Annotated in this window: 20 protein-coding genes; 8 read left to right on the forward strand and 12 right to left on the reverse strand. The window is 60.8% G+C overall.

Going from position 1 to position 25,915, the window contains the following annotated elements; translation table 11 throughout:
• Nucleotides 1–4: 4 nt before the first annotated feature.
• The 11 genes from IV89_RS03130 to IV89_RS03175 form a co-directional block, all read right to left on the reverse strand.
• Nucleotides 5–805 carry a substrate-binding domain-containing protein gene (locus tag IV89_RS03130; RefSeq protein ID WP_005850307.1) on the reverse strand — a complete coding sequence of 267 codons (801 nt, stop codon included), beginning with the start codon at nucleotides 803–805 and terminating at the stop codon, nucleotides 5–7.
• Complete coding sequence (locus tag IV89_RS03135) at nucleotides 802–1,518, reverse strand: ATP-binding cassette domain-containing protein (protein WP_037942754.1); 717 nt, start codon at nucleotides 1,516–1,518, stop codon at nucleotides 802–804. Before IV89_RS03135 ends, IV89_RS03130 begins: the two co-directional genes overlap by 4 nt.
• Nucleotides 1,512–2,216: an ABC transporter permease gene (locus tag IV89_RS03140; protein WP_037942756.1), complete on the reverse strand. Its 705-nt coding sequence runs from the start codon at nucleotides 2,214–2,216 to the stop codon at nucleotides 1,512–1,514. Before IV89_RS03140 ends, IV89_RS03135 begins: the two co-directional genes overlap by 7 nt.
• Nucleotides 2,217–2,256: 40 nt before the next feature.
• On the reverse strand, nucleotides 2,257–2,388 hold the full coding sequence (locus tag IV89_RS18630; protein WP_005850301.1) for a hypothetical protein: 132 nt from the start codon (nucleotides 2,386–2,388) through the stop codon (nucleotides 2,257–2,259).
• 57 nt (nucleotides 2,389–2,445) lie between these two features.
• The gene (locus tag IV89_RS03145; protein ID WP_037942759.1) at nucleotides 2,446–3,648 is read right to left on the reverse strand and encodes a formate dehydrogenase subunit gamma; all 1,203 of its coding nucleotides are present in this window, start codon (nucleotides 3,646–3,648) and stop codon (nucleotides 2,446–2,448) included.
• 86 nt (nucleotides 3,649–3,734) lie between these two features.
• Nucleotides 3,735–4,328: a formate dehydrogenase FDH3 subunit beta gene (fdh3B, locus tag IV89_RS03150; RefSeq protein WP_005850298.1), complete on the reverse strand. Its 594-nt coding sequence runs from the start codon at nucleotides 4,326–4,328 to the stop codon at nucleotides 3,735–3,737.
• A 13-nt stretch (nucleotides 4,329–4,341) separates the two neighbouring features.
• Nucleotides 4,342–7,320: a formate dehydrogenase subunit alpha gene (locus tag IV89_RS03155; RefSeq protein WP_037942762.1), complete on the reverse strand. Its 2,979-nt coding sequence runs from the start codon at nucleotides 7,318–7,320 to the stop codon at nucleotides 4,342–4,344.
• Between the two features lie 101 nt (nucleotides 7,321–7,421).
• Nucleotides 7,422–7,610, reverse strand: coding sequence for a twin-arginine translocation signal domain-containing protein (locus tag IV89_RS03160; RefSeq protein ID WP_005850294.1), 189 nt, complete (start codon nucleotides 7,608–7,610; stop codon nucleotides 7,422–7,424).
• 55 nt (nucleotides 7,611–7,665) lie between these two features.
• The gene (locus tag IV89_RS03165; protein ID WP_037942764.1) at nucleotides 7,666–8,274 is read right to left on the reverse strand and encodes a molecular chaperone TorD family protein; all 609 of its coding nucleotides are present in this window, start codon (nucleotides 8,272–8,274) and stop codon (nucleotides 7,666–7,668) included.
• Nucleotides 8,271–8,888: a DUF3306 domain-containing protein gene (locus IV89_RS03170; protein ID WP_037942766.1), complete on the reverse strand. Its 618-nt coding sequence runs from the start codon at nucleotides 8,886–8,888 to the stop codon at nucleotides 8,271–8,273. Before IV89_RS03170 ends, IV89_RS03165 begins: the two co-directional genes overlap by 4 nt.
• Nucleotides 8,885–9,421 (reverse strand): DUF3305 domain-containing protein, encoded by a 537-nt coding sequence (locus IV89_RS03175; RefSeq protein WP_037942768.1) that lies wholly within the window; start codon nucleotides 9,419–9,421, stop codon nucleotides 8,885–8,887. The genes IV89_RS03170 and IV89_RS03175 overlap by 4 nt, the downstream gene beginning before the upstream one ends.
• A 365-nt stretch (nucleotides 9,422–9,786) precedes the next feature.
• Between IV89_RS03175 and IV89_RS03180 the strand changes: the two genes are divergently transcribed.
• From IV89_RS03180 to IV89_RS03215, 8 genes are all read left to right on the forward strand, one after another.
• On the forward strand, nucleotides 9,787–11,739 hold the full coding sequence (locus IV89_RS03180; RefSeq protein ID WP_037942770.1) for a 4Fe-4S binding protein: 1,953 nt from the start codon (nucleotides 9,787–9,789) through the stop codon (nucleotides 11,737–11,739).
• Nucleotides 11,740–11,776: 37 nt separating this feature from the next.
• Entirely contained in the window at nucleotides 11,777–11,977 is a 201-nt protein-coding gene (locus tag IV89_RS03185; protein ID WP_009825478.1) for a DUF6494 family protein, read from the forward strand.
• A complete protein-coding gene (gene apbC / locus IV89_RS03190; RefSeq protein WP_037942772.1) occupies nucleotides 11,974–13,041 on the forward strand; it encodes an iron-sulfur cluster carrier protein ApbC in 1,068 nt (355 codons plus the stop codon). Before IV89_RS03185 ends, apbC begins: the two co-directional genes overlap by 4 nt.
• Nucleotides 13,038–13,739 (forward strand): biotin/lipoate--protein ligase family protein, encoded by a 702-nt coding sequence (locus IV89_RS03195; RefSeq protein WP_037942775.1) that lies wholly within the window; start codon nucleotides 13,038–13,040, stop codon nucleotides 13,737–13,739. The genes apbC and IV89_RS03195 overlap by 4 nt, the downstream gene beginning before the upstream one ends.
• A complete protein-coding gene (locus IV89_RS03200) occupies nucleotides 13,736–14,254 on the forward strand; it encodes a DUF6505 family protein (RefSeq protein WP_037942778.1) in 519 nt (172 codons plus the stop codon). The genes IV89_RS03195 and IV89_RS03200 overlap by 4 nt, the downstream gene beginning before the upstream one ends.
• Before the next feature lie 368 nt (nucleotides 14,255–14,622).
• A complete protein-coding gene (locus IV89_RS03205) occupies nucleotides 14,623–15,135 on the forward strand; it encodes a hypothetical protein (protein WP_005850277.1) in 513 nt (170 codons plus the stop codon).
• Nucleotides 15,136–15,182: 47 nt separating this feature from the next.
• On the forward strand, nucleotides 15,183–17,828 hold the full coding sequence (locus tag IV89_RS03210; RefSeq protein WP_037942780.1) for an NEW3 domain-containing protein: 2,646 nt from the start codon (nucleotides 15,183–15,185) through the stop codon (nucleotides 17,826–17,828).
• Nucleotides 17,829–17,925: 97 nt separating this feature from the next.
• Nucleotides 17,926–23,664 (forward strand): DUF11 domain-containing protein, encoded by a 5,739-nt coding sequence (locus IV89_RS03215; protein ID WP_037942781.1) that lies wholly within the window; start codon nucleotides 17,926–17,928, stop codon nucleotides 23,662–23,664.
• 87 nt (nucleotides 23,665–23,751) lie between these two features.
• On the opposite strand, the gene pnp is transcribed toward IV89_RS03215, so the two are convergent.
• Entirely contained in the window at nucleotides 23,752–25,887 is a 2,136-nt protein-coding gene (gene pnp / locus IV89_RS03220; RefSeq protein WP_009825473.1) for a polyribonucleotide nucleotidyltransferase, read from the reverse strand.
• Between the last annotated feature and the right edge of the window lie 28 nt (nucleotides 25,888–25,915).

The raw sequence follows: 25,915 nt of genomic DNA on the forward strand, positions 1-25,915 counted from the left end.
AAAATCACTGCTCGGCGTTAAAGGTGAACAGCTTTTCGCCGTTGATCGTATAGCTGTCGATCAGGTCTTTGGCGCGGTCGCCGACCAGCCAGTCTTCCAACTGGGCCGCGGCATCTTTGTTCACATGCGCATGCTTCTCGGGGTTCACCGGAATATAGGCATATTGGTTGAACAGCACCGGATCGCCCGCAAAGAGGATTGCCAGATCGGCCTTGTTGTCAAAGTTCAGCCAGCTCGCGCGGTCGGACATGATATAGGCTCCCATCCCTGCAGCGGTGTTGAGGCTCGCGCCCATGCCCGCGCCGACAGCTTTGTACCATTCACCGAATGTCGCGGGGTCCAGATCCGCACCGGCCCAAAGCGAGAGTTCTTTTTTGTGGGTGCCGCTGTCGTCGCCACGGCTCACGAAAGGCGCCTCGGCGGCTTCGATCTTGACCAGCGCGTCCTTCGCAGCCTCTGCGTCTTTGATCGCGGCGGGGTCGTCATTTGGGCCGATCAGGACGAAATCATTATACATGATCTCGCGGCGGTGGGTGCCATAGCCGTCGGCGACAAAGGCCTCTTCGGCTTTCTTGGAGTGTACCAGAATGGCATCGACGTCGCCTGCTTCGCCCAAGCGCAAGGCTTGACCGGTGCCGACGATCAGCAGTTGTACGTCAAGGTCGAGATCTTCTTTGATGGCGGGCAGCAGAACGTCGGACAGACCAGAGTTGTTGAAGGACGTGGTGACAGCCATTTTCATGGTGTCCGCCTGCGCAGCCGTGGTGCCAAGTGCTAGAACAAGAGCGGTGATCAAGGATTTCATATCAAAATATCTCCATTCAGGAACGATTTGAATTCCGGGGTCTGCGGGGCGTCAAACGCATCGGGCGCCGGGCCAGCCTCGTGAATGCGACCTTTAAACAGAAACAATATTTCAGTTGCAAGGCGCCGCGCCTGACCCAGATCATGGGTCGCCATCACGATGCGCGTCCCTGACTGATGGGCAGACTGCAGCAGCGCCTCTATATCCTTGACGGAGCGGCCATCCAGATTGGCGCAGGGCTCATCCAGCAGCAGCATCTCGGGGGTGCGGATCAAGGCGCGGGCGAGGGCGAGCTTTTGTTTCTCGCCACCGGACAACCCCATCGCGGGGCGATCCAGCGCGGGCGTCAGGCCGATGCGAGCCGCCCATGCCTCTACTGCTTTGTTCACCTGCGCCTTGGGCTGACCGAGTATCGCCAGAGGATAGCCCAGATTGGCGCGCACCGACCGGCGCAGCATCACGGGGCTTTGGAAAACATAGGCCTGCCGCATCCGCGCAAGGTCATCGGGCACGGCCCATGTAACCGTGCCTGTCGACAGCCGTTCAAGCCCGTGCAGCGCCTTGAGGAATGTCGTCTTGCCCGCGCCATTGGGCCCCAGCAGGATCGTGAAGCCGGTTTTGCCAAGGGTCAGGTCCACGGGGCCCAGCAATCGCTTGCCGCGGCGGGTGACGCTGACGTCGCGCATATGGGCGGGCAGCAGGGGGGTCACCATCTGCCTTCTCTTTCCGTGCGCGACAGGGCGTGGATGATCAGGTTCACACTCAGCGCCAGCGCGATCAGCACAAAGCCCAGACCAAGCGCCAGTGCGAAATCACCCTTGCCGGTTTCCAGCGCGATGGCGGTGGTCAGCACGCGGGTGGCGTGGTCGATATTGCCGCCCACGATCATGATCGCGCCGACCTCGCCGATGGCGCGGCCAAAGCCTGCCAGCGCCGCCGTCAACAAGGCCCGCCGCCCGTCCGAGATCAGCGTCAGGATGCGCCGCGTCGGGGTGGTGTTCAGCGAGATCAGCAGATCGTGGTATTCGGCCCAAAGATCACGCATCGCCTGATGGGTGATAGAGGCGATGAGCGGCGTGATAATGATCACCTGCGCAATGATCATCGCCGTCGGCGTGAACAGCAGCCCCAGCACCCCGAAGGGACCGGCGCGCGACAGCAGCAGATAGACGATCAACCCCACCACGACGGGCGGCAATCCCATGAGGGAGTTCAGCACCGCAATCGCGGTACGGCGGAAGCGGAAACGGCGGATGGCGAGCCATGTGCCGAAGGGCAGCGCGATGGTCGAGGCAATGACCAGCGCCGTCAGGCTGACCTGCAACGACCTGAGCGTAATCTCGATCAGGTCGGGATCGCCGGTGACAACCAGCCAGAACGCAGAAGAAAGGCCCGCCCAGATATCATTCATCGGGCGGGCCGTCGGAGTTTGCTATGCATAGGATGCGGTCTTAGTCGCCCAGCCGGACATTGCGATCAGACGAGGTCTGCTCGGCCGCGGAGAACCCTGCGTTGTCCAACGCAAAGTTCATGCCCGCAGCAAGAATGACCAAGGCGACGATGGCAGTGATAAAAGCTTTCATTCCGTACCTCGTTGATGCGCATTGGCACGCTGGGTGGGGGGCGTTGGGTGCATCATATCACTCTGCTGGCTGCGTGCCAGAGGCAGGTTTACCCTGCTTCGCGACAACTTCGTCGGCCCAGATGCTGTGGTGCTCGCGCGCCCATTCAAGATCGACATCGCCCGACCCCATCGCCTCGAACGCGCCTTCCATGCCGAGTGTCCCGATATAGATATGCGCGATGATCACAGCCATCAGGACAAAGCTGATAACGGCGTGCCACAGCTGGGCGTATTGCATCTCCTCTTGCGGGGTCAGCGTGGCGTCTATTGTGCCAAGCCCCAACAGTTGCGGAACGCCCATGTCATTCAACAGCGCCAGCGTAGGTTCGAACATCGTCAGTTCGAACGGGAAGAGCAGCGAAATACCCGAGACAGAGATCGAGGTGCCCAGAATGATGACGGCCCAGAAGATCAGCTTTTGACCGGCGTTGAACTTCTTGGCGGGGGGGTGACCCTTGCCGAAGATCCCGCCGCCCTTGAGGATCCAGTTGATGTCTGTGCGATCCGGTAGATTGTGGACGATCCACATGACGAACACCATCACCAGCCCGAGCATAAAGGCCCATGACACGTTGTTGTGGATCCACTTGCTCGCGATGGCGAAGGTCGAAAACGCCTCGTGCCCGAACAGCGGGATCAGCAGTTTACGCCCCGCAAGCGATAGCAGACCGGTGATGGCCAGCAGGATGAAAGAGCTTGCAATCAGCCAGTGGCCGAAGCGTTCGATGAATTTGAACCGTTCGATGGTGATACCCGCGCGCCCGTGTTCGATACGGATACGTCCGCGGATCAGATAGAAAATCGCCATCAGCACGACGGTGACACCCAACAGCAGGCTGCCATAGGTCAGCAGCGGGCCGTGACGGAAGTTCAGCCACCACATGCCGCCGTCCTGCATGAGAACCTTGGCCGCAGGTCCGCGGTTGCTGGCGCGCGCGTCGGGCAGGGCGTCCGCCCGGATCTCGCGCCACAGGTCCGCGTCGGATGCGCTACCAAGCGGTCCAAGGTGAGATTCGGCCGGGGGGGGGTTGCCCTCAAGCGGTAAGGGAAGCTCGGCCCCAAAGGGCACGTCCTCGCCGCGTTGGCGGGCCATGATGTCTTCAAGCGACTGTTGGCCCGGTTGCAGGACCGAGGCATCGCCCGAGGTGTCTTGCGCGGCGGAAAGACCGGCAAAGGACACAATAAATATGAGAGGCAGCAGAACGCGCAGCAATGTCATCGGGACCTCCGACAGGATAAAGATAGTTGGCCCGCCAGCAGCAGGTGCCAGCGGGCCAAGGAAAGCATGAATATGCGAAAGGGGGCTTAGCCGCCCTTTTGCTCGTATGCCGTGCCCCAGCCCCAGGCGCCCGAGCCAAAGCCGCGCGCGACGACGCGTTCGCGGTAGATGCCCGAAACGACATCGCCGTCACCGGCCAGCAGCGCTTTGGTCGAACACATCTCGGCGCAGATCGGCAGCTTGCCTTCGGCGATCCGGTTGCGGCCGTACTTCTGGAATTCCGCTTCGGAGTGGTTTTCCTCGGGGCCACCGGCGCAAAAAGTACATTTGTCCATCTTGCCGCGCGACCCGAAGTTGCCCGCCTGTGGATACTGCGGCGCGCCGAAGGGGCAGGCGTAGAAGCAGTAGCCGCAACCGATGCACAGGTCTTTTGAGTGCAGAACGATGCCGTCGTCGGTCTGGTAGAAGCAGTCTACAGGGCAGACCGCCATACAGGGCGCATCGGAACAATGCATACACGCGACCGAGATCGACCGCTCGCCGGGTTGGCCGTCCTGAATGGTGACGACCTTACGGCGGTTGATGCCCCACGGTACTTCGTGTTCGTTCTTACAGGCCGTGACGCAGGCGTTGCATTCGATGCAGCGTTCGGCGTCGCAGAGAAACTTTGCTCTTGCCATCTTGATAGTCTCCTTACGCTGTCCAGATTTTGCAGAGAGTAGCTTTGGTCTCTTGCATCTGAGTTACTGAGTCATAGCCATATGTTTGCGCGGTGTTGGTGGATTCACCCAGGACGTATGGGTCGGCCCCCTCTGGGTATCTGTCCCGCAAATCAACGCCTTCCATGTGGCCGCCAAAGTGGAATGGCATGAACGCCACGCCGCTTTCGACACGTTCCGTGACCATCGCCATCACCTTGACCTTGCCGCCTTCGGGGCCTTCGACCCAGACATCGGCCCCGTCACGCACACCCAGATTGTTAGCGTCGCGGGTGTTGATCTCGATGAACATGTCCTGCTGAAGCTCGGCCAACCAGGGGTTGGATCGGGTTTCGTCGCCGCCCCCTTCGTATTCGACGAGACGACCAGAGGTCAGCACGATCGGATAGTCCTTGGAGAAGTCGTTCTCCTGGATGGACTTATACATGGTGGGCAGGCGCCAGAACTTCTTGTCGTCATAGGTCGGGTAGTCTGCGACCAGATCACGACGGTTGGTGTACAGCGGTTCGCGGTGGATTGGCACCGGATCGGGGAAGGTCCAGACCACGGCGCGGGCCTTGGCGTTGCCGAAGGGGGCACAGCCATGCTTGATCGCGACGCGCTGGATGCCGCCCGACAGGTCGGTCTTCCAGTTCACGCCACCGGTGTCGGCGATATAGTCCGACGGGGTCTCGCCGGTCTGGGATGTTTCACCGACTTCCTCGTCCGGCTTTGCGTTCGCCGGTTCGCCTTCGGGATAGCCGGCAACATAGTTGATCACGGCCATCTCTTCGTCGGTCAGATCTTTGTCCCAGCCCAGCTCACGCAGCATGGCCATAGTGAACTCGGGGTAGCCGTCCTTGATCTCGGAACCAGCGCTGTAGACGCCTTCGGCCAGTAGGTTGTCACCGTCACGTTCCACACCGAAACGGGCGCGGAAGGTCAGACCGCCTTCGGCAACGGGCAGCGACATATCGTACAGGTTCGCTGTGCCGGGGTGGTTCATCTCGGGGGTGCCCCATGCGGGCCAAGGCATACCGTAAAAGTCCCCGTCGGCCGGTCCGCCTTTGGCGCGCAGCGTGGTGCGGTCAAAGGTGTGCTGGTTGGCCATGTGCATCTTCATGCGCTCGGGGCTTTGTGCGGTGTAACCGATTGTCCACATGCCGCGGTTGAATTCGCGGGTCAGGTCCTCGATGTTGGGTTCGTCCCCGTCCAGCGCGATGTTCTTGAACAGACGGTCGCTGAAACCGAACTTGTCCGCGAACAGCTTGATGATCGTGTGGTCGGGCTTGGATTCGAACAGGGGCTCGACGACCTGATCACGCCACTGCAGCGACCGGTTGGACGCGGTGACAGAGCCGCGGGTTTCGAACTGGGTCGTTGCGGGCAACAGATACAGCCCGTCTTGGCGGTCCTGCATCACGGCGGACACCGTTGGATATGGATCGACAACGACCATCAGGTCGAGTTTCTCCATTGCGGTGACCATTTCCTTTTGACGGGTCTGCGAGTTGGGCGCGTGGCCCCACAGAACCATCGCGCGGGTGTTGTCCGGCTGGTCGATGTTTTCCTTGTCTTCCAGCACGCCGTCAATCCAGCGGCTCACGGGGATACCGGTCAGGTTCATCATCGAGGTGTCGTTGAACGACGCCTTGGAGAAGCGGGATTGCAACCATTCAAGGTCTTCTTCCCAAACCCGCGCCCAGTGGGCCCATGCCCCTGCGGACAGACCATAGTAGCCCGGCAGCGTATCGGCCAGAACGCCCAGATCGGTGGCACCCTGAACGTTGTCGTGGCCGCGGAAGATGTTTGTGCCGCCGCCTGCGGTGCCCATGTTGCCAAGAGCCAGCTGCAGGATGCAGTACGCGCGGGTGTTGTTGTTGCCGTTGCTGTGCTGCGTGCCGCCCATGCACCAGATCACGGTGCCGGGACGGTTATTGGCCAGGGTGCGCGCAACGCGTTCAAGTTGCGACGCAGGCGCGCCGGTAACGCGTTCGACTTCTTCGGGTGTCCACTTCGCGACTTCGTCACGGATCTGGTCCATGCCCCAAACGCGGGTGCGGATGAATTCCTTGTCTTCCCATCCGTTCTCGAAAATGTGCCAGAGGATACCCCAGACCAGCGCCACGTCCGAACCGGGACGGAAGCGGACATATTCATCCGCGTGGGCCGCTGTACGGGTAAAGCGTGGATCGCACACGATCATCGGCGCGTTGTTCTGCTCTTTCGCTTTCAGCAGGTGCAGCAGCGACACGGGGTGCGCCTCGGCAGGGTTGCCGCCGATGACAAAGATCGCCTGGCTGTTGTGGATGTCGTTGTAGCTGTTGGTCATGGCGCCGTAGCCCCATGTGTTCGCAACGCCCGCAACGGTGGTGGAGTGACAGATACGCGCCTGGTGGTCGACGTTATTGGTGCCCCAATAGGCCGCGAACTTGCGGAACAGATACGCCTGTTCGTTGTTATGCTTGGCCGAGCCGAGCCAGTAGACGGAATCGGGACCGCTTTCTTCGCGGATCACGTTCATCTTGTCGCCGATCTCGTTGATCGCCTGTTCCCAGCTGATCCGAACCCACTGGCCACCCTCTTTTTTCATCGGGTATTTCAGGCGGCGTTCACCGTGGGCGTGTTCGCGTACCGACGCCCCTTTGGCGCAATGCGAGCCAAGGTTGAACGGGCTGTCCCAGCCGGGTTCCTGACCCGTCCAGACGCCGTTGGACACTTCGGCGATGACGGTACAGCCAACCGAACAGTGGGTGCAGACAGATTTGATCGTCTCTACCGCGCCGCTGACGGCGGTGGCAGCTGACGCTTGTGTGACAGAGCCCGCGGTCGATGCGATCGCCGCAAGGCCGCCGATGGCCAGACCGGACCCGCGCAGGAATGCGCGACGGTCAACGGATTTTTCCGCGATGTCGGATAGCATGCCCGCCCGCTGGGGCCGCCGTGCCATCCCGTTGGTCTTTTTCCGAAGCATAATAGTCTCCCTTGATGCCCGCGTGCTCTGACCGCGTGGGTCGGACCGGGGCTGAGTTTCCCTCCCGCGGTGGTTAGGCGCGCGGGTTGTTGATCACTGAATTAGAAGCGTGTGCTTTCCAGATAGGCGCGGGTGTGCGCGGTATCTTGCATCTTGTCCGATTGCAGATCGACTGGCTGCGCCTCGGCGGCGGTGCCGCTGCTGGCCACGGCAACGGCGGCTGCCGGTGCGGCTGTCCCTGCCAGTTTCAGGAAATTGCGGCGGTTGGTGCCTTTGGTATCCTGGGTCATGGGTTGTACCCCTTTCCTTGGTTGTGCGGGGGGAAGCCCGCCTGATGTGGTGCGGTTATCCCGCCGTCATACGAAATGCTTCGCGTTCAATGTCCATGAAGGCGCTGCCGACTGCGGCAACCCCGGCATATAGGACGGAGTTCTTGGCCCCTTGCAGGTCGGTAAAGAAGTGACCCGCCCAAGGCGCGATGTGTTTGTTGAAAAACGCCCGCTGCGTGGCGTCGCTGGCCGGCGCCCCAAAGCGCCCGACGATCATACCGCCCATCATCTCCATCAGGGATGCGATGTTGTCTTCGGGTTCAAAGACATTCTCGGCGCGGCTGATGCGCTGTGCGGCCATATCGCTGCGCAGGGCGGCGAGGGGCTTTTCGTTCAGAAAGCCGGTCAGGTAATAGCTGGCATAGGGCAGCAGTTCGCCCCGACCGAGACCAATGAACAGCGCGTTGAATTCGGTTTGCACTTTCTTGGGGGGCATGGCCTTGGCCACGCGCGCAAGCCCGTTGATCGCCTCTCCCAACGGGCTGTCATCGCCGGACAGGCCGGCGGTCTGGTCCAGCAACATCTGATCCGCAGGGCGGGCCAGCATCACGCCAAGGTAATTGTACAGATCAGCGCGCAGGCGATCTTCGGCAGAGACTTGGGTGGCTTGGGCGGCAGCGGTCATGCGCTTTGCTCCTCAAAACGAAAGGCCATGCGGCGCGGGGGCAGGGCTGCGGGTTCTTCCATCGCGGTTTCGGCGACGGGGGGCTCTGCGGGGGTATCCGCTTGGGCCACGGCGACGGCGGGTGCGTCGACCTCTGCCGGAACGATGGGCGAAGCCGGCTCTGTTTCAGCAGGTGTTTCTGCCGCATCGGTGGCGGTGTCGAGCGCGGCCGCAGCCTTGCGCGCGACATCTTCGATATGGCGGCGCAGCCCTTTGCCAACCTCATAGCTTGTAGTGAAATTCGTCATGGCAGAGGCTTGGGTATAGTCGTCAGCGTAGTCGACCAGATCATCCAGACAGGCCAGCGCCGGATCGGACACCCACAGTTTGCGCAGCGCACGGCGGCGCAGGTGTTCGGGGATGGCACGGGCCATAAAGGCCGAGAAATCATCGCCCGCTTTCAGCGTGTCAGGGTCGGGCAGATCGAACTCCGCCAGCAGTTCGGCGTCGGATTTTTCCGCCAGCGCGGCCTGATGCTGCGCCTCTGCCTGCTCTGCGGCGGCTTGCTGCGCGGCGGCTTCCTCTGCCTTGACGGCAGCGCGGCGGCGATCCCAAAAGGATGTGTGACGGGTCATTGTGACGACCCCGAACGCGACGTGCGCGGTGCGCGGTAGACATCGGTTGTCTGCGAGATGCGCGCGTCCCCGATCCCGTCTTGCTTCGGCTCTTGGTATTTGTCGCGCCGCCGCTTCACAAAGGCTTCTTCTTCGTGGTGCGTGTCGACATAGGCGCTGATCCAGGCATGGACCTGCGGGGTCATCATGACCTTTTCGACGATATCCTCGCCATTGTCGCTGTAATCCTGCGCCTCATAGGGAGAGGCGGTGACCATCACCACCTCAAGCGGGCGGGCAGGGTCGCGGGTTTCGCGGCAGATGACATAAAGACAGGGTACATTCGCGGCGAGCCCGTGCACATAGGCTTCGGTGTCGGAGCGGTACAGCGTCAGCGGCACAGTGGTCACGTGATAGTCCGACACCTCGCCTTCGGTACGCAGCAGCTTCCAGTCGGCGGGGTCGGCACCGGGCAGGACACAAACCGCACGCCAAACGAACTTCGCCCATTTCGTCACGCCGGGTGACTTGCGAAGGACGACCCCGACGGGCATCGTTTGCGCTGATTTAAGCGGTGCGTTCAATTTGGTTTCCGATGATGTTTCAGGCGTTTCCGGCCTCATATTGACGTAATCATAACGCGTATCAAAGAGGATTCTAGGGTTGAATCACACAGTTTTGTGATTGCTGCAATGCGGCATTTCCCATGCGTCAGCATTTGCCATATTTGACTGGGGTTTCGGTCTTTCCGACTGTTTTTGTTGGGTAATTCATGCCGTAGGTGCGAACAGCCCTTTTGCGGGACGCAGGGGCAATTAGGGGTTTGCGGCGGGTCGCGAACACCACTAGCTTGGCGTGCGAGCGCTGACAGTGCCCCGCCGCTTGACCCATCCCATCCGGTGCTGTCCCCGAGGAGATTATGGAAAAGACTTTTCTGCTGTGCGACTGTCTGGGCAGTCAGGATATTGACGCGCCTGCCTTGTCAAAGGCGACGGGTCTGCCGTGCTCTAAGGTCTATAGCTGTCTGTGCACCGACCAGATCGGCACCGCGGCAGAGGCGATGGCCGCGGGCAACACCGTGATCGCGTGCCAGCAGGAACGCCCCCGCTTCGAGGAGCTGGCCGCCGAGATCAACGCAGAGGTGCCCCAGTTCGTCGATATTCGCGATCGCGCCGGCTGGCACGACGATCAGGGCGACGCGACGCCCAAGATGGCCGCCCTGATGGCGGAGCAGCAGCTTGCCGCACCGGCACCACGGGTGATGGATGTCGTGTCTGAGGGCACGTGTCTGATCATGGCCCCGCCCGCCCTCGCGCTTGAGGTGGCAGAGATGGTGGCCGATACGCTTGCGGTGACGGTGCTGTGGCAGGGCGATTATGACGGGGCGGTTGATCCGCGTTTTGACGTGGTCAAAGGCGATCTGCGCAAGGCATCGGGCGCATTGGGCGATTTCAGCCTGACCTTTGACCAGTTGCAGATGTTGATCCCCGGCGGACGCGGCGCGCCTTCGTTCACCGCGCCGCGGGACGGGGCCAAGTCGCAATGCGATATCATTCTGGATTTGACGGGGAATACATCACTGTTTCCCGCGCCGCACAAACGTGACGGCTATCTGCGGGCCGATCCGGGCAGCAAGCCCGCCGTGGCAGAGGCCGTGCGCGAGGCCATGCAGATGGTCGGCACCTTTGAAAAGCCGCTTTACGTGCGGCTGAGTGAAAGTCTTTGCGCCCATTCGCGGGCCGGGCAGGCCGCCTGTTCCAACTGTCTGGACCTCTGCCCGACGGGGGCGATCACCTCGGCCGGTGAACATGTGGCGATCGACCCGATGATCTGCGCGGGTTGCGGTAGCTGTTCTGCGGTTTGTCCGTCCGGTGCCATCACCTATGACGCGCCGCCCGTTGATACCCTGTTCCGCCGGTTATCGACGCTGGCATCGACCTATCGCAAGGCAGGCGGCACCGCGCCGCGCTTGCTGGTGCATCACGACGACCACGGGGCCGAAATGATCCGCCTTTACGCGCGTTTTGGCGCGGGCTTGCCAGTTGATGTCATCCCGCTGGCCGTGGATGCGCTGGCGGGGTTTGGCCATGCAGAGATGCTCGCCGCACTTGGCTGCGGCTTTGCGCATGTGGATGTATTACTGTCGCCGCGTACAGAGCGTGACGTGATCGAGGTGCAGGCCGAGATTGCCCGCGCGATCAGCGGCAGCGATACGATCCGTCTCATTGATGTGGCCGACCCCGATGCGCTGGAAACAGCGCTGGTCACCGAAACCGCGCAGCCCGCGCATGACACGCTGCTGCCTCTGGGCACCCGCCGTCAGATCGCACGGCTTGCAGGCAAAACCCTTCAGCCCGAGGCCAAGGTGATCGACCTGCCCGACGCCGCCCCCTATGGCGCGGTGCTGGTGGATACCGATGCCTGCACGCTCTGCCTGTCCTGTGTGTCGCTTTGCCCGTCCGGGGCGCTTGGCGATAACCCCGATCTGCCCCAGCTGCGCTTTCAGGAAGACGCCTGCCTGCAATGCGGGCTATGTGCGAACGTCTGCCCCGAGGATGCGATTACACTAAAGCCGCAGTTGAACCTGACCGCGCAGGCTTTCACCCAAGTGGTGCTGCACGAGGAAGAGCCCTTTGCCTGTATCGAATGCGGGTCGCTTTTCGGCGTGAAATCCACGGTTGAGAAGATCACCGAAAAGCTGGCAGGAAAACACGCGATGTTCGCCTCGTCCGAGGCGGCGAAGATGATCCAGATGTGCGACAACTGCCGGATCAACGCGCAGTACCACGCGCAGAACAATCCGCTGGCTGGCAAAGAACGCCCGCGTGTGCGCACATCCGAAGACTATTTCAGCAAGCGCAAAGATCACTAAGCGCTGTGCCGACCCACCCAAAGAACAGGAGAAAATCATGAGCGATGATTTCAACATGTCGATGCGCAAGTTCCTCAAGCAGGTCGGTGTGACCTCGCAGCAGGCGATCGAAGAAGCGATGCGCGAAAACGGCGACACCGGCGGCAAGACATTCGAGGCCAAGGTGGTGCTGACCATCGACGGGCTGGACCTTGAACATGTCGTGACTGGCAAGATCCAAGGGCAGTCCGAAGCGTGAGCGTCACCCGTGATGCCGTACTGGCCTGCCTGAAAACCCTGAACGATCCCGTATCCGGTAAGGATATTGTAGAGCTTGGCCTTGTGAAGGCGCTGACCGTCGACGACGGCGCGGTGCGCTTTGTGCTTGAGGTCAACCCGAGCCACGCCGACGCCTACGCCAAGCTGCGCGACGAGGCCGACGTCGCTGTAAAGGCGCTCGAGGGCGTTGCCTCTGTCTCGGCCGTGCTGACGGCCCATTCCAAGCAGGCACCGCCGCCCGACCTGAAGCTGGGGCGCAAGTCCGAACCCGCGGGGCCCGAGAAGATCCCCGGCGTGGACCGGATCATCGCCATTGCGTCGGGCAAGGGCGGGGTGGGTAAATCTACCGTTGCCGCGAACCTTGCCTGTGCGCTGGCCGCCGAAGGGCGTCGCGTGGGCATGCTGGATGCCGATGTCTACGGCCCCTCGCAGCCGCGGATGCTGGGCGTTTCCGGGCGGCCTGCGTCCCCCGATGGCAAGACGATCCTGCCGATGCGCAACTTTGGCGTGACGATGATGTCGATCGGGTTGATGACCAATGACGATCAGGCGGTCGTCTGGCGCGGCCCGATGCTGATGGGCGCGTTGCAGCAGATGATGATGCAGGTCCAATGGGGCGCGCTGGATGTGTTGATTGTCGATCTGCCGCCCGGCACCGGCGACGTGCAGATGACGCTGGCGCAAAAGGCCCATGTGGACGGCGCGATCATCGTCAGCACACCGCAGGATGTGGCGCTGCTGGATGCCCGTAAGGGGATCGACATGTTCAACCAGCTGAAGACCCCGATCCTTGGCATGATAGAGAACATGAGCACGCATATCTGCTCTAACTGCGGGCACGAGGAACATGTCTTTGGGCATGGGGGCGTCGCCGCCGAGGCTGAAAAGCTGGGCGTGCCTTTGTTGGCCGAGATTCCGTTGCATCTGGATATCCGTATCGCGGCTGACGGGGGCGCGCCGATTGTGGTGTCCAAACCCGACAGCACGCAGGCCGAAGGCTTCCGCAAGGTGGCCAAGGCCCTGATCGCGGGCAGGCACGCATGAGCGGCAGCCCCGTCTTCCCCCCTTTGTTGACCGGCGCACAGGCGGAGGACCCGTTCGCTCAGGCCTGCGCAGAGGCGCGGCAGGGGTGTGATGCGGGGCTGGTGCTGTATAATCTGGGGCCAAGCGTATTGCAGGCCGCCATCGTCTTTGCGCCCGAGGTGCCGTTGGCCCAAGCGATGGCGATGCTCCCGCTTTGTGCGGTGGGCTTCCAGAACGCGCTTGGCGCGCTCGCCCCGCCAGAGGTGGGGGTGCATCTCGCGTGGAACGGCGATCTGCGTTTGAACGGTGCGATCTGCGGCCAGATGCGGGCGGCGTCGTCTGATACAGACCCGCAACACGTGCCCGACTGGCTGGTCGTTTCGTTTCACGTGAAGCTATTGCCGCAATCCGACACGCCGGGCGAAACGCCGGATGTCACCACACTTTATGGCGAGGGGTGTGCCGAGGTGAGCCCGGTCGAGCTGCTAGAGGCCTGGGCGCGGCATATGCTGGTTGCGCTGAACCGCTGGGATGACGAGGGCGCGGGCCCCTTGCACAAGGAATGGACCGGATTGGCCTGGGCCATGGGCGATCAGATCACCTATGGCGATATGACGGGCGACTTTTTCGGTATCGACGAAAACTTTGGTCTGCTGCTGAAAACCGATACGACCACGCATCTAATCCCTCTGACCGACCTGCTGGAGCCAACCCCATGAGCGATCTTTTCCTCGCCCGCGCCATCCACTTTGATGAAAGCGACCGCAATGTGTTCCACACGCCCGCGCGCACGGGCGAATGGTGCGTCTCTGGCGGGTTTGAATTTTCGAACTGGTCCGAAGGTGATCTGACCGGCAAGGCGCGGCAGGCCTTCGCGAATGGCTGGATGGGCGTAGAGACGTTTGGCCGCGTCACCTTTGTTGCCGTGACCAAAGCCGAACCCTTCGAGGTTGAAGCGATCACCTTGCAACTGATGAAGCATTTCGTCGAGATCTATGGCGCCCCGTCGCCTGAAGCGGCCCGCCCCGTCGCGGAAGAGGAAGTCGCCCAGATGATGGAGCTTTGCGCCGACCACGCGCCAAACACCTTGCTGACCGTCGCACGCGAGCTTTCCGACAGCGGTGTGCGCGAAAGCTATCGTTTCATTGAACCGCAGGATGCGGGAATTGACCAGTTTGCGATACACGGATCGTTAGACGATGACGATCATGGCGGGCACGGCCATTCTCACTGACAGTTAACTATACGAAACGCCCTGTCCGGCTATCCGGTCGGGGTTTTCCCTGATCTGGGCCCGGATCGGGCGAAACATTCCCCAAAATAAATAGAATCAACGCCCTTTTGCATGAGGGTGACTCGCCTGCTTTGCGCGGCGAGATGCGGGTTTTCGTCTGCAATCACCGCGCGAATTGCGTGTTTCGCCATCGAATTGATAGCGCCGCATATACGGACGGGTAGGGGGCTGCCCAGCAGATCAAAAACCTAGCCCTAAGCGAGAATGCACCCCGAGACATTTCCCCTGATGATGAGTTCAGGACAGCCCAAACACTGGGCCGGTTCATCAAAACCGCCGGCGGTGGTCGGCAACTAGGGGAAAAAATTATGACTTTCAAAACTCAACAAATCGCCCGTGCACTGCTTGCTGGTGTCGCTATTTCTGTCGCCGGCGTGCCGGCTTTTGCTGACGCACTTTCCAGCACATTTTCTTTCCGCATCGTCGAAACCAATGACGGTGGCGAAGAGCAGTTGATCGAGCGGGGCACCGTCCGCCCAGGCGAGGTCATCCAATACCAACTGCAGCACGAGAACACGACTGCAGACGCACTTGCGGGGATCGTTATTGCGGCCCCCGTACCCGAAGGGGTCACCCTGACGCTTGGCGCACAGAGCACATCGATCAAGGCCGTGTTCGAAGTCCAGGCTGATCTCGACCCTGAAAACGATGGCCTTGAATGGTCCACACTTCCCGCCACCCGCATGGTCGCCGGTGCAGATGGCACACTCCAACCAGAACCACTTCCTGAGGATCAGATCGCTGCCGTCCGTTGGACGCTCAGCGAACCTTTGGAGTCAGGCGAAATCGCACTCAACAGCTATCGGGTGCGCGTCAACTGATCGGGGGGAACCTGATCCAATTTACCTAATCTAGATAAATCAAAGGAATGACTAACGTGAAACATCAATCTTTCTTCATGCGCTCTGCAAGCGCGATGGCGGTGACTGCCGCATTTGGCGCAGCTGCTTTGGCCGCCGCACCAGAAGCCGGGTCCGTGATCGGCAACCAAGCGGTTGCGACCTACACAAACCAAGCCGGCGATACCATCACGGTCACGTCGAACACGGTTGAAACGATCGTTCAGCAGGTTGCTGGCGTGACATTGACCTCGGACAACAACGAAACCATCGCACCCGGTGGTAAAGCCTTCCTGCCGCACATCGTTACCAACGAAGGGAACGGCGCAGACTTCTTCGCACTGACCGCAGTAGAGACAGACACAGGCACGCTCGATACCTCTGCCATCGTCTTCTATCCGGATGCGAACATGGATGGTGTCGCCGATAGCGCCACACCGCTGACCGAAACGCCAACATTGGCACCGGGCGAGCAGTTCGGCGTCGTCATCGAAGTCTCTGTCCCCTCCAACGCAACAGGGTCGGACAGCATCACAGTGACCGCAAGGTCTGATCTTGATGGCACAGAGACAGCCGTCAACACCGATACGCTAACCATCTCGAACGACGCGATTGTCGAACTGGTCAAATCCATGGTCGCTGATGCAGCGTCCGGCGGTAACCCCAACATCGTCGATGCCGGCGATACCGTGAGCATCGAGCTGACATATTCCAGCACCGGTCTGGCTGCTGCGAACAACTATACCGTCGATGACATTCTGGACGGTCGCCTGGCCTATGTGCCCGGTTCGGCACGGTGGTCTGACGCCGCGGGTATTCTGGATGACGCCAACGGGTCTTCTTCGGTCGATGCGACCAATGGCTCGGGCGAGACAATCGCCTTTGATACCAACGGCCAGAGCGTCAACTTCAACATCTCGAGCGTCGGTTCCGGCCGCTCCGGTAGTGTGACGTTCCAAGCTGTGATCCTCGACACTGCTGATGCGGGTATCATTGAAAACGTCGCCACACAGGAAATCGACAACGTTGCCTTCCCGCCCTCGAACACAGCTTCGATCATTGTGGATGACCAATTCGCGGTCTCGATCGCTGATACAGCCATCGACGGTGCTGGTGCAGCCGATCCAACGACGGCATCGGCAACAGATGATGACGCGGCAAACAACGATGTCGTGACCGAAACTGGCGACGCGGCCCAGGGTGGCACAGTGAAGCATGAATTCGTGCTGACCAACCGGTCGAACCAGACCGACAGCCTGACGCTTGATGTCAGCAACATCGACTACCCCGCGGGCACAACCTTCCGCTTTGTGGGTGCAGACGGTGTGACACCGATCATCGGTTCCGTCGGTCCGCTTGCTGCGGGTGACAGCGCCAAGGTCACCTTGATCGCAACACTGCCAACAGATGTGGCCCCAACGGCTGCTGCCAACTTCAACGCCACCGTATCCACTACCTCCGATGCCTCGGGTGTTTCCGATACATCGACAGCGACCTTCACCGGTGCGATCCTTGCCTCTGCCGTTGATCTTGAGAACGCAGTCGCAGGCTCCGAAGGCGATGGCCTTGACCCCACCAACGGCGGCGCGCCTTGGGTGAACTATGCCACCGACCCCGGTGCACCGGTCACCTACGACATGGTCGTTGAAAACAACGGTCCGGTATCCGACAGCTACAACCTCTCGCTGGCACAAGCGCTGCCCGCCGGTTGGACCGTCGAATTCCGCTCCGCTGACGGGTCCGCGATCAGCAACACCGGGACCATCCCTGCTGGTGCAAGCGATACCTTCACCGTTGTGGTAACCCCGCCGGCAGATCAGGCACCGGGTGACACATTGGTCGACATCGCGCTGGTGTCCTCTGTCTCGGGCCAAGGCGACCGGATCGTCAACGAAGTGACCGTGAACGAGATCTACAACGTAGAGATCATCGATGACCAGAACGCCCAGGCCTCGCCCGGTGGTATCGTCGACATGGTGCACACCATCACCAACACCGGAAACGTTGCGATCACCGAAGGTGCGATCAACGACACAGGGTTGAACAACTTCTCGGGCGCTTTGTTCTGGGATGCCAACGGCAACGGTGTGATCGACCCCTCCGAGCTGGTGATCGACAACTTTGATGATCTGACGGACGGTGTCTCGGCTGGTGTGAACGGGCTTGCCCCCGGTGAAAGCATCTCGGTCATCTACCGTGTGCAAACACCATCGACAGCGACAAGCGGTGTGACCGAAATCGGTACCATCAGCCTTGACCCCTCGCTGAACGGTGGCACAGCGACCGACGCGGATACTGCTGACAACGCAGTAGAAGACCGGATCGTGATCATCTCTGGCGACGTCACGCTGAGCAAGTACCAGTACATCGACGCCAACTGCGACGGCACCGTCGGGACCTTTACCAAGACCCGTCAGGACGTCTCTCCCGGTCAGTGCATCCGCTACAAAGTGGAAGCTGAAAACACCGGCTCCTCTCCCGCTGCAAACGTCATCATCTCTGATGCCGCCCCTGCCTACACATCGGTAACCGACTGTGGTGGCACATGCAGCGAGACGCTCTTCCCGGCAGGTAGCACCGCCACAGTCACCTCGAGCAATATCTCGAGCGACCACGGCACGGTCCTTCCGGGTGGGTTCGCCACGCTAGAATTCACCGTTCAGGTGGACGAGTAAACGAACCCCAGGTTTCCCCGGAGCACCCTTCCCCCCCTCGCTCCGGGGGAACCACACTTCCTCTCCTCTTAGAAAAGATAGAACAGGGATTGATCAAATGGACCGCACCTTTCAAAAAACCGCCCTCCGCATGATGTCGTGTTTCTGGATCGTCGCGCTGGTGATCTCCCTCCTGCCGCACGGCACCGCTGCCAAGCAGGTACCCGCAGGAACCTTCATCCGGAACGTCGCGCAGACCACCTACTTTAACGAAGCGCTGGGCATCATCGAGACTGTATACTCGAACGCCGTAGACGCCAAAGTAGCCGCAGTGCCTGCGCTGGATGTCAACGGATACTCCGAACTGATGCTGACCCGTGGCGCGATGGCGCAATACTACTTCGAGGTCGCCAACATCGGGAACGTCCCGCTGAACGCCGCCATGACCATGCAGCACCAAGAGGGTGCCGCCATGATGAACGACGCCCGCCTTGTCTATGACGCGAATGCCAATGGCCGCATCGACAATGGCGAAGCCACGATCAGCGCAGGCGCGCCGATGTTCATGGATGTGGGCGACAGCGCTCAGCTCATCTACGAATTCCGTACCTCCTTCTACGCCACTCCCGCCACGCTGATGCAGTCGGTGCTGTCGGTATCCGCCACAAGCACAACAGGCTTCGCGGCCCGGCGCATCCTGACGGGTGCCGCAGCTGGCAAGACCACCATCATGGGCAGCTCGCTTGAGCTGCAAAAGGAACAATCCGTCCGCGAGATGGAAGACGAAACACAGCTGACCTACACGCTGCGCCTGCGCAACGACTCGGACGGTGATGTGCTGGCCTATGGTGACGTACACGGTGCCCAGATCCGCATCGACGGGGCCGCCGCCACAGGTGTTCTGCTGCGCGACGAGGTGCCCCTGAACGCCCGTTTCCACAGCATCACCGACCCAAGCGGCATGGTTGCGCTGTATCACGCGGCAGGTGATGCGCGTCATGATTACCAGACGGCGCGCCCTGCTGGCGAGGTCGACGCCGTGGCCTTCTTTCACGAGGGCGACTACGAAATCGGTTTTGCCCGCGACCCTGCGTTCACTGTGACCGTGCCCATGAACCTGGGCGACGTAGAGGTCGCGAACACCGCGCGCAGCTTCGTGAAAATGGAAGATCGCACAGTTGATGTAGACTCTAACACAACAGTTTACAGCCGCGATGCTGCCGGGACCGGTGCCCTGCGCTTTGAACATCCTGAAACCGCAGCAGACCAGCCGCACGCCGTGCCAAACAGCGATACCCGCCTGCGTCTGACCGCCGGTGCGTGTAACGAAACGATGTCCGCAGATCGTGCGATCATCACGCTGCGCAGCTTCCTGACCGGCGATGTAGAGCGTGTGACCGCCACGGAAACAGACCCTAATAACGGTGTTTTCCTTACCGCCGCCGTTCCTATGGCGCGGATGGATGTGCCCGTATCCGGCGACAATGTGATCGCGACCACCGACGGTGACCGTCTGATCGCCACTGCCGATTGTGCCGGTGCCGCGCTGCAAGACGAGCTGCTGATCACCCCCGGTAACTTCCTGTTCAATTCGCTGACCAACGAGCCGATCGGTGATGTGGCCATCGCGCTGATGGACATGAACAGCGGTGCCGAAATGGCGCGCCGTATGACCGATGCCCGCGGGTTCTTCAGCTTCGGTTACATGCCTGCCGGTGAATACCAGTACGCCGTGATGAACGCCCCCGCATGGGACGTTCCTTCCGTGCGCGCCGACTTCCCTGGCTTTAACCGTCGTGTTGCGGGGGCCGGTTATATGGCAAGCTTCCGCCACGCGGGTGGGATGCTCGACATCTCGGACATTCCTGCGGACCCACACTATGGCGTGCCGCTGGCGCTGGACAAGCAGGCCGACAAGGATATGGTCGGCGCGGGCGAGTTCGTGGTCTACACCCTGAACTTCACCAACAACATGAACCAGGCGCTGATCGGTGCCGAAATCATGGATCGCCCCGCCTATGGCAGCCAGCTGGTTGCAGGGTCGGTGACCTTCAACGGCGAGACAATGGAAGACCCTGCCGTCGATGCGTCGGGTGACATGACCTATGACCTGGGCATGCTGGCCCCCCTGTCGAGCCACGAGCTGACCTATGTCATGCAGTTCACCGCAGCCGCCCGCGAAGGCCGCAACGAGAACACCGCGGTTCTGACGGGTCGTCAGGCGGGCACCGGTACCGTGATGCAGTCCCAGACTGCCCGCGCGATGGTCAAACTGAACAACAGCGGTGGCGTCTTCGCCCGCGAAGCCACTGTCATCGGGTCGGTCTTTATGGACTGTGACAAAGACGGTATCCGTGGCGACCACACTGAACCAGGCATCCCCGGCGTCCGTATCGTGACCCAAGAGGGCCTGTCGGTTGTGACCGATATGGATGGTAAATACTCCCTTTTCGGTCTGCGTCCCGTGACCCATGCGTTCCTTGTGCAGGACGAAACCCTGCCCGTTGGTACCGAAGTGACCGTAACCCGCACCAATGATCTGCTGCGCGGTGGGTCGCGCCTGATCCCGCTGCGCAAGGGGGAACTGCGCGCCGAGCACTTCGCCGTGCTGGACTGCACCCCCGAAGCGATGGCCGAGGTTGACCAGCGTCAGAAGTACTTTGCCGAGCAGCCGCAATCCAACGCGCTGACGGCTGCCGACCTGCCGATTGAAGGCCAGCGTGCGCCGGTACGTTCCGTGCGCAGCGAAGCTGGTGTGGCGACCACCACGCAGCTGACCTCGCGTCTGATGCAGCGTCTGGATGAAAACCGCGCGGCGAACTCCGTCTCTGAAAAAGCGTCTGGCAAGGCACAGCGCCAGTCGCTCGAGATGCTGATCAAAACGCTGGATGATGCACCCGGTTTCGTGGACCTGACCGATGGTCAGACACTGGATCGCCGCACCCAAAGCGTGCGCGTCAAGGGCAAGGGCGATCTGTCGCTGGGCCTGCTGGTGAACGGCCGCGAGCTGAGCAGCGACCGCGTAGGCGAGCGTACAAGCTTCGAGAAGAACAACACGCAGGCACTGGATTTTGTCGCGGTAAAACTGGACGCGGGGCAAAACACCCTGACGCTGGTCGGCCGTGACGGTTTCGGCATCGAACGTGTCCGCGAGGAAATCACCGTGGTTGCCCCCGGCAAGCCCGCCAAATTCGAGGTGATCATGCCCGACACCGCGCCCGCATCGCCGACCGACGTGATCCCGGTTGTGGTGCGTGTGCTGGATGCCCGTGGCATGCCTGTACCTGCCTCCGGTACCGTGACCCTCAGCGCCAAGCTGGCCCTGTGGGACGTGGCCGACATCCGCGAAGGCACCCCCGGCGTGCAGGTCTATCTGGACAACGGCGAGGCCACCTTTGGGCTGATCCCGCCACAGATTGCAGGCACAGACCGTATCACCATCAGCGGTGCCTTTGGCCGCGCCGAAGAGACCATCACATTCACCCCCGATCTGGACCAGCGCATCATGGTTGGCGTGATCGAAGGGGCCGTGGCCTTGGGCGGTGCGAAGGGTGAGCTGCTGGACGCGGATCGTTTCAGCTCTTTCGAAGACACAACCACCGGTCTGCGGGGTGAAGTGTACCTCAAGGGCGTGATCTCGGGTGATGCGCTGTTGACACTGCGCTATAGCTCGGACCGTGACACCGAAGACCGCCTGTTCCGCGACATCCGTGGCGACGAGTTCTACCCTGTGTATGGTGACAACTCCGAACGTGGTTTCGACGCGCAATCCTCGGAAAACCTGTACGTTAAGGTCGAGAAGGGTCGTTCGTACATCCTTTACGGTGACATCGCGATCGAACCCGAAGCCAGCGCGCTGAAGCTTGACGGCATGCGTCGTGTGGTCACCGGTGCCAAGGCCCATTGGGAAAACGACAAGGTCGGCGTGACCCTGTTCGGTGCCCGTACCGCCCAAGAGCAGCGCGTGCAGGAATTCCTCGGGCGTGGTGTGTCCGGCCCCTATGATCTGGATCTGGACGGCTATGTACAAGGCTCCGAGCGGGTTGAACTGCTGGTGCGCGACGAAGAGGGCGGGGACGTCATCTCGACCACGCCGCTGCGCCGCGGCAGCGACTACCTGCTGGACTTCTTTGGCAACTCGATCACTTTTGACGATGCGGTGCGCCAGTTCGACGGTCAGGGCAACCCTGTGTCGGTGCGCGTCACCTACGAAGTCGATGTGGAAGGGGCTGACCGCTACTGGCTCTATGGCGGTGAGGTGAACCTCGCGCTGACCGACCGCACCACCGTTGGCGCACGTATCGTGCATGCCGATGCCGACCGTGGCAACACCGCCCGCGAGCGTCTGCACTCTGCCTATATCCGTCACGAGGGGACGCAGGGTGGCGTGTGGGAAGCCGAGGCTGCGCGCTCCGAAGATGCGAATGGCGTATCGGATACCGCCTACCGTCTGTCCTATGACATCCGCAAGGAAACCGGACACTTCAACTTCGAGATGGTTCACACCGGCGAGAAGTTTGCCTCGCGCGGCGGTCTGGCACTGCCCGGCACCACCCGCGCACGTCTGAACTACGGTTTTGAGATCGACGGGACCAGCGACTTTGTTCTTGGTGTGGACTATGTACGTGACCGCACCTCTGACATCGAGCGACTGACCGTGGATGCCGTCTATGCCAAAGAGTTCAGCACGAATTTCAAAGGCTACATCGGGCTGGAGTATCGCCTGGACCACACCGCAACCTCGAAGAAGGCCCATCCCGGTCTGATCCTTGGCGGCCACTGGACCCCTGCGAACCGCCCCGGCACCGTCATCACCGCAGAGCTGCGTCACCCCTTTGGCGGCTCGGACCGTCCGACAGAGCTGACCCTGGGCATGTACCGCGAGCCCGTGCCCGGCTGGCGTGCCTATAGCGAGGTCGAAATGACCTTTGGCGACGACAGCATGGCCACACACTCCAAGCTAGGTTTCTCTTACGACCTGAATGACTGGCTGCGCGGGAGCACCGATTTCGTCAAAGGTCTGGGATCTTCGGACACCATGTTTACCCAAGCGATGATGGGCAAATGGGCCATGAACGGGAACACCAGCTTCAGCTTCGGGATTGAACATTCCCGCAGCATGGAAAGCGACGATCACCGTCTGACCAGCGTTGCCCTTGGCGCGAAGTGGGGGTCCAGCGCGGAAAGCTGGGTGGGCGATGCCGATGCGGACACCACCTTTGAAGACAGTGGCAACACCCATTACGCCAGTTTTGGCATCGCGGGTAAGATCACACCTGACTTCACCGTGCTGGGCCGTACCCGTGTTGCACTGGACAAGCGCGACGGTCGTGATTACCGCCGGATCCGGTCGCGTGCGGGTATCGCCTACCGTCCGGTTCACGATCCACGCCTCGAAGTGCTGGCATGGTACGAGCACCGCATCGAACAGCGCGAGACCAAGTCGGTGACCCATATGTGGTCTGTAGACGCGGCCTATGAAGTAGACGCCGACCTGCGCCTGAACGCGAAATACGCGGGCCAGTCGCAAAAGCTGACCACGCTTGGCGGCTTCTCTGCCCGCGCCACCACCCAACTGGTGCAGGCTGGCTTTAACTACGAGTTCGGCGACAACCGGTTCCAGATCGGCTTGAACGCCGCGCATCTGTGGGACGACCAAGGCAATGCCACCAACGGTATCGGCGCAGAGATTGGGTTTGCCCCCACCAAAGGTGCGCTGGTTGCATTGGGCTATAACCGCGCGATGAACAAATCGGCCCTGCGCAGCGATCTGTATCAGGAAGGTTTCTACCTGCGCTTCAAGCTGCTGCTGGATAACTCGCTTTGGGACCGTCTGGACAGCTTTATGGAAAGCTAAAGCCAAACGGGACAAATCCGTCACGGCACAAAAAAAGCCCCGGCACATAGGCCGGGGCTTTCGCCATTTCAGAAGGGGTGGAGAAGCTTACGCTTCGCCGCCTTCTTCTTTCTTGATCTCTTCGCCAGTTTCCTGATCGACAACTTTCATCGACAGGCGCACCTTGCCGCGATCGTCAAAGCCAAGCAGCTTCACTTTCACTTCCTGACCTTCCTTCAGAACATCCGAAGGGTGGTTCAGGCGGCGATTTTCGATCTGGGATACGTGTACCAGACCATCGCGCTTGCCAAAGAAGTTCACGAAGGCACCGAAATCAACGATCTTGACGACGGTACCGGTGTAAACCGCACCTTCTTCAGGCTCGGCCACGATGGACCAGATCATGTCATAGGCTTTCTTGATCGAGTCGCCGTTTGGCGATGCGATCTTGATGATGCCTTCGTCGTTGATGTCGACTTTCGCGCCGGACACTTCAACGATCTCGCGGATCACTTTACCGCCGGACCCGATCACTTCACGGATCTTGTCGGTTGGGATCTGCATCGTTTCGATGCGTGGGGCGTGGACAGAGAATTCACCCGCGCCGGAGATGGCTTTGTTCATCTCGCCCAGAATGTGCACACGGCCCGCTTTGGCTTGTGCCAGAGCTTTCTCCATGATCTCGGGCGTGATGCCGGCGATCTTGATGTCCATTTGCAGCGACGTGATACCTGCTTCGGTACCGGCTACTTTAAAGTCCATGTCGCCCAGGTGGTCTTCGTCACCCAAGATGTCGGACAGGATCGCGTAGGAGCCGTCTTCTTCCAGGATCAGACCCATGGCAACACCCGCGACGGGCGCTTTCAACGGCACACCTGCGTCCATCATGGACAAGGAGCCACCGCAAACCGACGCCATCGAGCTGGAGCCGTTCGATTCAGTGATCTCGGACACAACGCGGATGGTGTAGGGGAAGTCGGTGGAGGCAGGCAGAACCGCCTGCAACGCACGCCAAGCCAACTTGCCGTGACCGATTTCGCGACGGCCGGGGCCACCGACACGGCCAACTTCACCAACCGAATAGGGCGGGAAGTTATAGTGCAGCATGAAGTTGGATTTGAAGTTGCCGTGCAGCGCATCGATGAACTGTTCGTCATCGCCGGTGCCCAAAGTGGTCACAACCAGACCCTGTGTTTCGCCACGTGTGAACAGCGACGACCCGTGTGTACGGGGCAGGATGCCGGTTTCGGCCACGATGTCGCGGATTTCGTCGGTCTTACGGCCGTCGATACGCTTACCGGTTTTAACCACGTCACCACGCAGGATGGACGCTTCGAGGCCTTTCAGAGCGGACCCGAGGTTCGCGTCTTCCAGTTGCTCTTCGGTCAGCGCGGCTTTGATTGTTTCGCGGGCAGCGGCAACAGCGGCGGTGCGCTCTTGCTTGTCGGCGATTGCAAAGGCGGCGCGCATGGCGTCTTCGCCAGCAGCTTTGACAGCTGCGGACAGGTCCGAATAGTCAACCGGCTGGAAGTCAAACGGCTCTTTCGCGGCGTCTTCGGCCAGATCGATGATCAGGTCGATAACAGGCTGGATCTGCTCGTGCGCGAATTTCACCGCACCCAGCATTTCTTCTTCCGACAGCTCATAGGCTTCGGATTCAACCATCATCACGGCTTCTTTGGTGCCGGCGACAACCAGATCAAGACGTTGATCAGGGTTCAGGCGCAGGTCCTGCATGTCGTCGACGGTCGGGTTCAGAACGTAATCGCCATCCTCGAAACCAACGCGGCAGGCACCGATCGGGCCGCGGAACGGCGCGCCGGAAATGGTCAGCGCTGCGGAGGCAGCGATCATGGCGACCATGTCGGGATCGTTAACCAGATCGTGGCTGAGAACGGTACACATCACCAGAACTTCGTTTTTGAAGCCGGGAACGAACAGCGGACGGATCGGACGGTCGATCAGACGGGCTGTCAGGGTTTCCTTCTCGGTGGGGCGGGCCTCACGCTTGAAGAAGCCACCCGGTACTTTACCGGCGGCGTAGTATTTCTCTTGGTAGTGGACGGTCAGCGGAAAGAAGTCCTGACCGGGTTTTTGCTGGCGTGCAAAGGTGACGTTCGCCATGACGCTGGTTTCGCCCAGTGTCGCAATCACCGAACCGTCTGCCTGACGGGCCACTTTGCCAGTTTCCAGTGTCAGCGTCTCTTCGCCCCACTGCATGGATTTTTTCGTTACATTAAACATCTACGTTTCCTGTTTCGGCCCGGATCGG

This window comes from Sulfitobacter sp. CB2047 (assembly GCF_000735125.2).
In the GTDB taxonomy this organism is placed as follows: Bacteria; Pseudomonadota; Alphaproteobacteria; order Rhodobacterales; family Rhodobacteraceae; genus Sulfitobacter; species Sulfitobacter pontiacus.

Coding starts and splice junctions, on each gene's coding strand:
- IV89_RS03130 (WP_005850307.1), bottom strand. CDS start 805: ATGAAATCCTTGATCACCGCTCTTGTTCTAGCACTTGGCACCACGGCT.
- IV89_RS03135 (WP_037942754.1), bottom strand. CDS start 1,518: ATGGTGACCCCCCTGCTGCCCGCCCATATGCGCGACGTCAGCGTCACC.
- IV89_RS03140 (WP_037942756.1), bottom strand. CDS start 2,216: ATGAATGATATCTGGGCGGGCCTTTCTTCTGCGTTCTGGCTGGTTGTC.
- IV89_RS18630 (WP_005850301.1), bottom strand. CDS start 2,388: ATGAAAGCTTTTATCACTGCCATCGTCGCCTTGGTCATTCTTGCTGCG.
- IV89_RS03145 (WP_037942759.1), bottom strand. CDS start 3,648: ATGACATTGCTGCGCGTTCTGCTGCCTCTCATATTTATTGTGTCCTTT.
- fdh3B (WP_005850298.1), bottom strand. CDS start 4,328: ATGGCAAGAGCAAAGTTTCTCTGCGACGCCGAACGCTGCATCGAATGC.
- IV89_RS03155 (WP_037942762.1), bottom strand. CDS start 7,320: ATGCTTCGGAAAAAGACCAACGGGATGGCACGGCGGCCCCAGCGGGCG.
- IV89_RS03160 (WP_005850294.1), bottom strand. CDS start 7,610: ATGACCCAGGATACCAAAGGCACCAACCGCCGCAATTTCCTGAAACTG.
- IV89_RS03165 (WP_037942764.1), bottom strand. CDS start 8,274: ATGACCGCTGCCGCCCAAGCCACCCAAGTCTCTGCCGAAGATCGCCTG.
- IV89_RS03170 (WP_037942766.1), bottom strand. CDS start 8,888: ATGACCCGTCACACATCCTTTTGGGATCGCCGCCGCGCTGCCGTCAAG.
- IV89_RS03175 (WP_037942768.1), bottom strand. CDS start 9,421: ATGCCCGTCGGGGTCGTCCTTCGCAAGTCACCCGGCGTGACGAAATGG.
- IV89_RS03180 (WP_037942770.1), top strand. CDS start 9,787: ATGGAAAAGACTTTTCTGCTGTGCGACTGTCTGGGCAGTCAGGATATT.
- IV89_RS03185 (WP_009825478.1), top strand. CDS start 11,777: ATGAGCGATGATTTCAACATGTCGATGCGCAAGTTCCTCAAGCAGGTC.
- IV89_RS03195 (WP_037942775.1), top strand. CDS start 13,038: ATGAGCGGCAGCCCCGTCTTCCCCCCTTTGTTGACCGGCGCACAGGCG.
- IV89_RS03200 (WP_037942778.1), top strand. CDS start 13,736: ATGAGCGATCTTTTCCTCGCCCGCGCCATCCACTTTGATGAAAGCGAC.
- IV89_RS03205 (WP_005850277.1), top strand. CDS start 14,623: ATGACTTTCAAAACTCAACAAATCGCCCGTGCACTGCTTGCTGGTGTC.
- IV89_RS03210 (WP_037942780.1), top strand. CDS start 15,183: ATGACTAACGTGAAACATCAATCTTTCTTCATGCGCTCTGCAAGCGCG.
- IV89_RS03215 (WP_037942781.1), top strand. CDS start 17,926: ATGGACCGCACCTTTCAAAAAACCGCCCTCCGCATGATGTCGTGTTTC.
- pnp (WP_009825473.1), bottom strand. CDS start 25,887: ATGTTTAATGTAACGAAAAAATCCATGCAGTGGGGCGAAGAGACGCTG.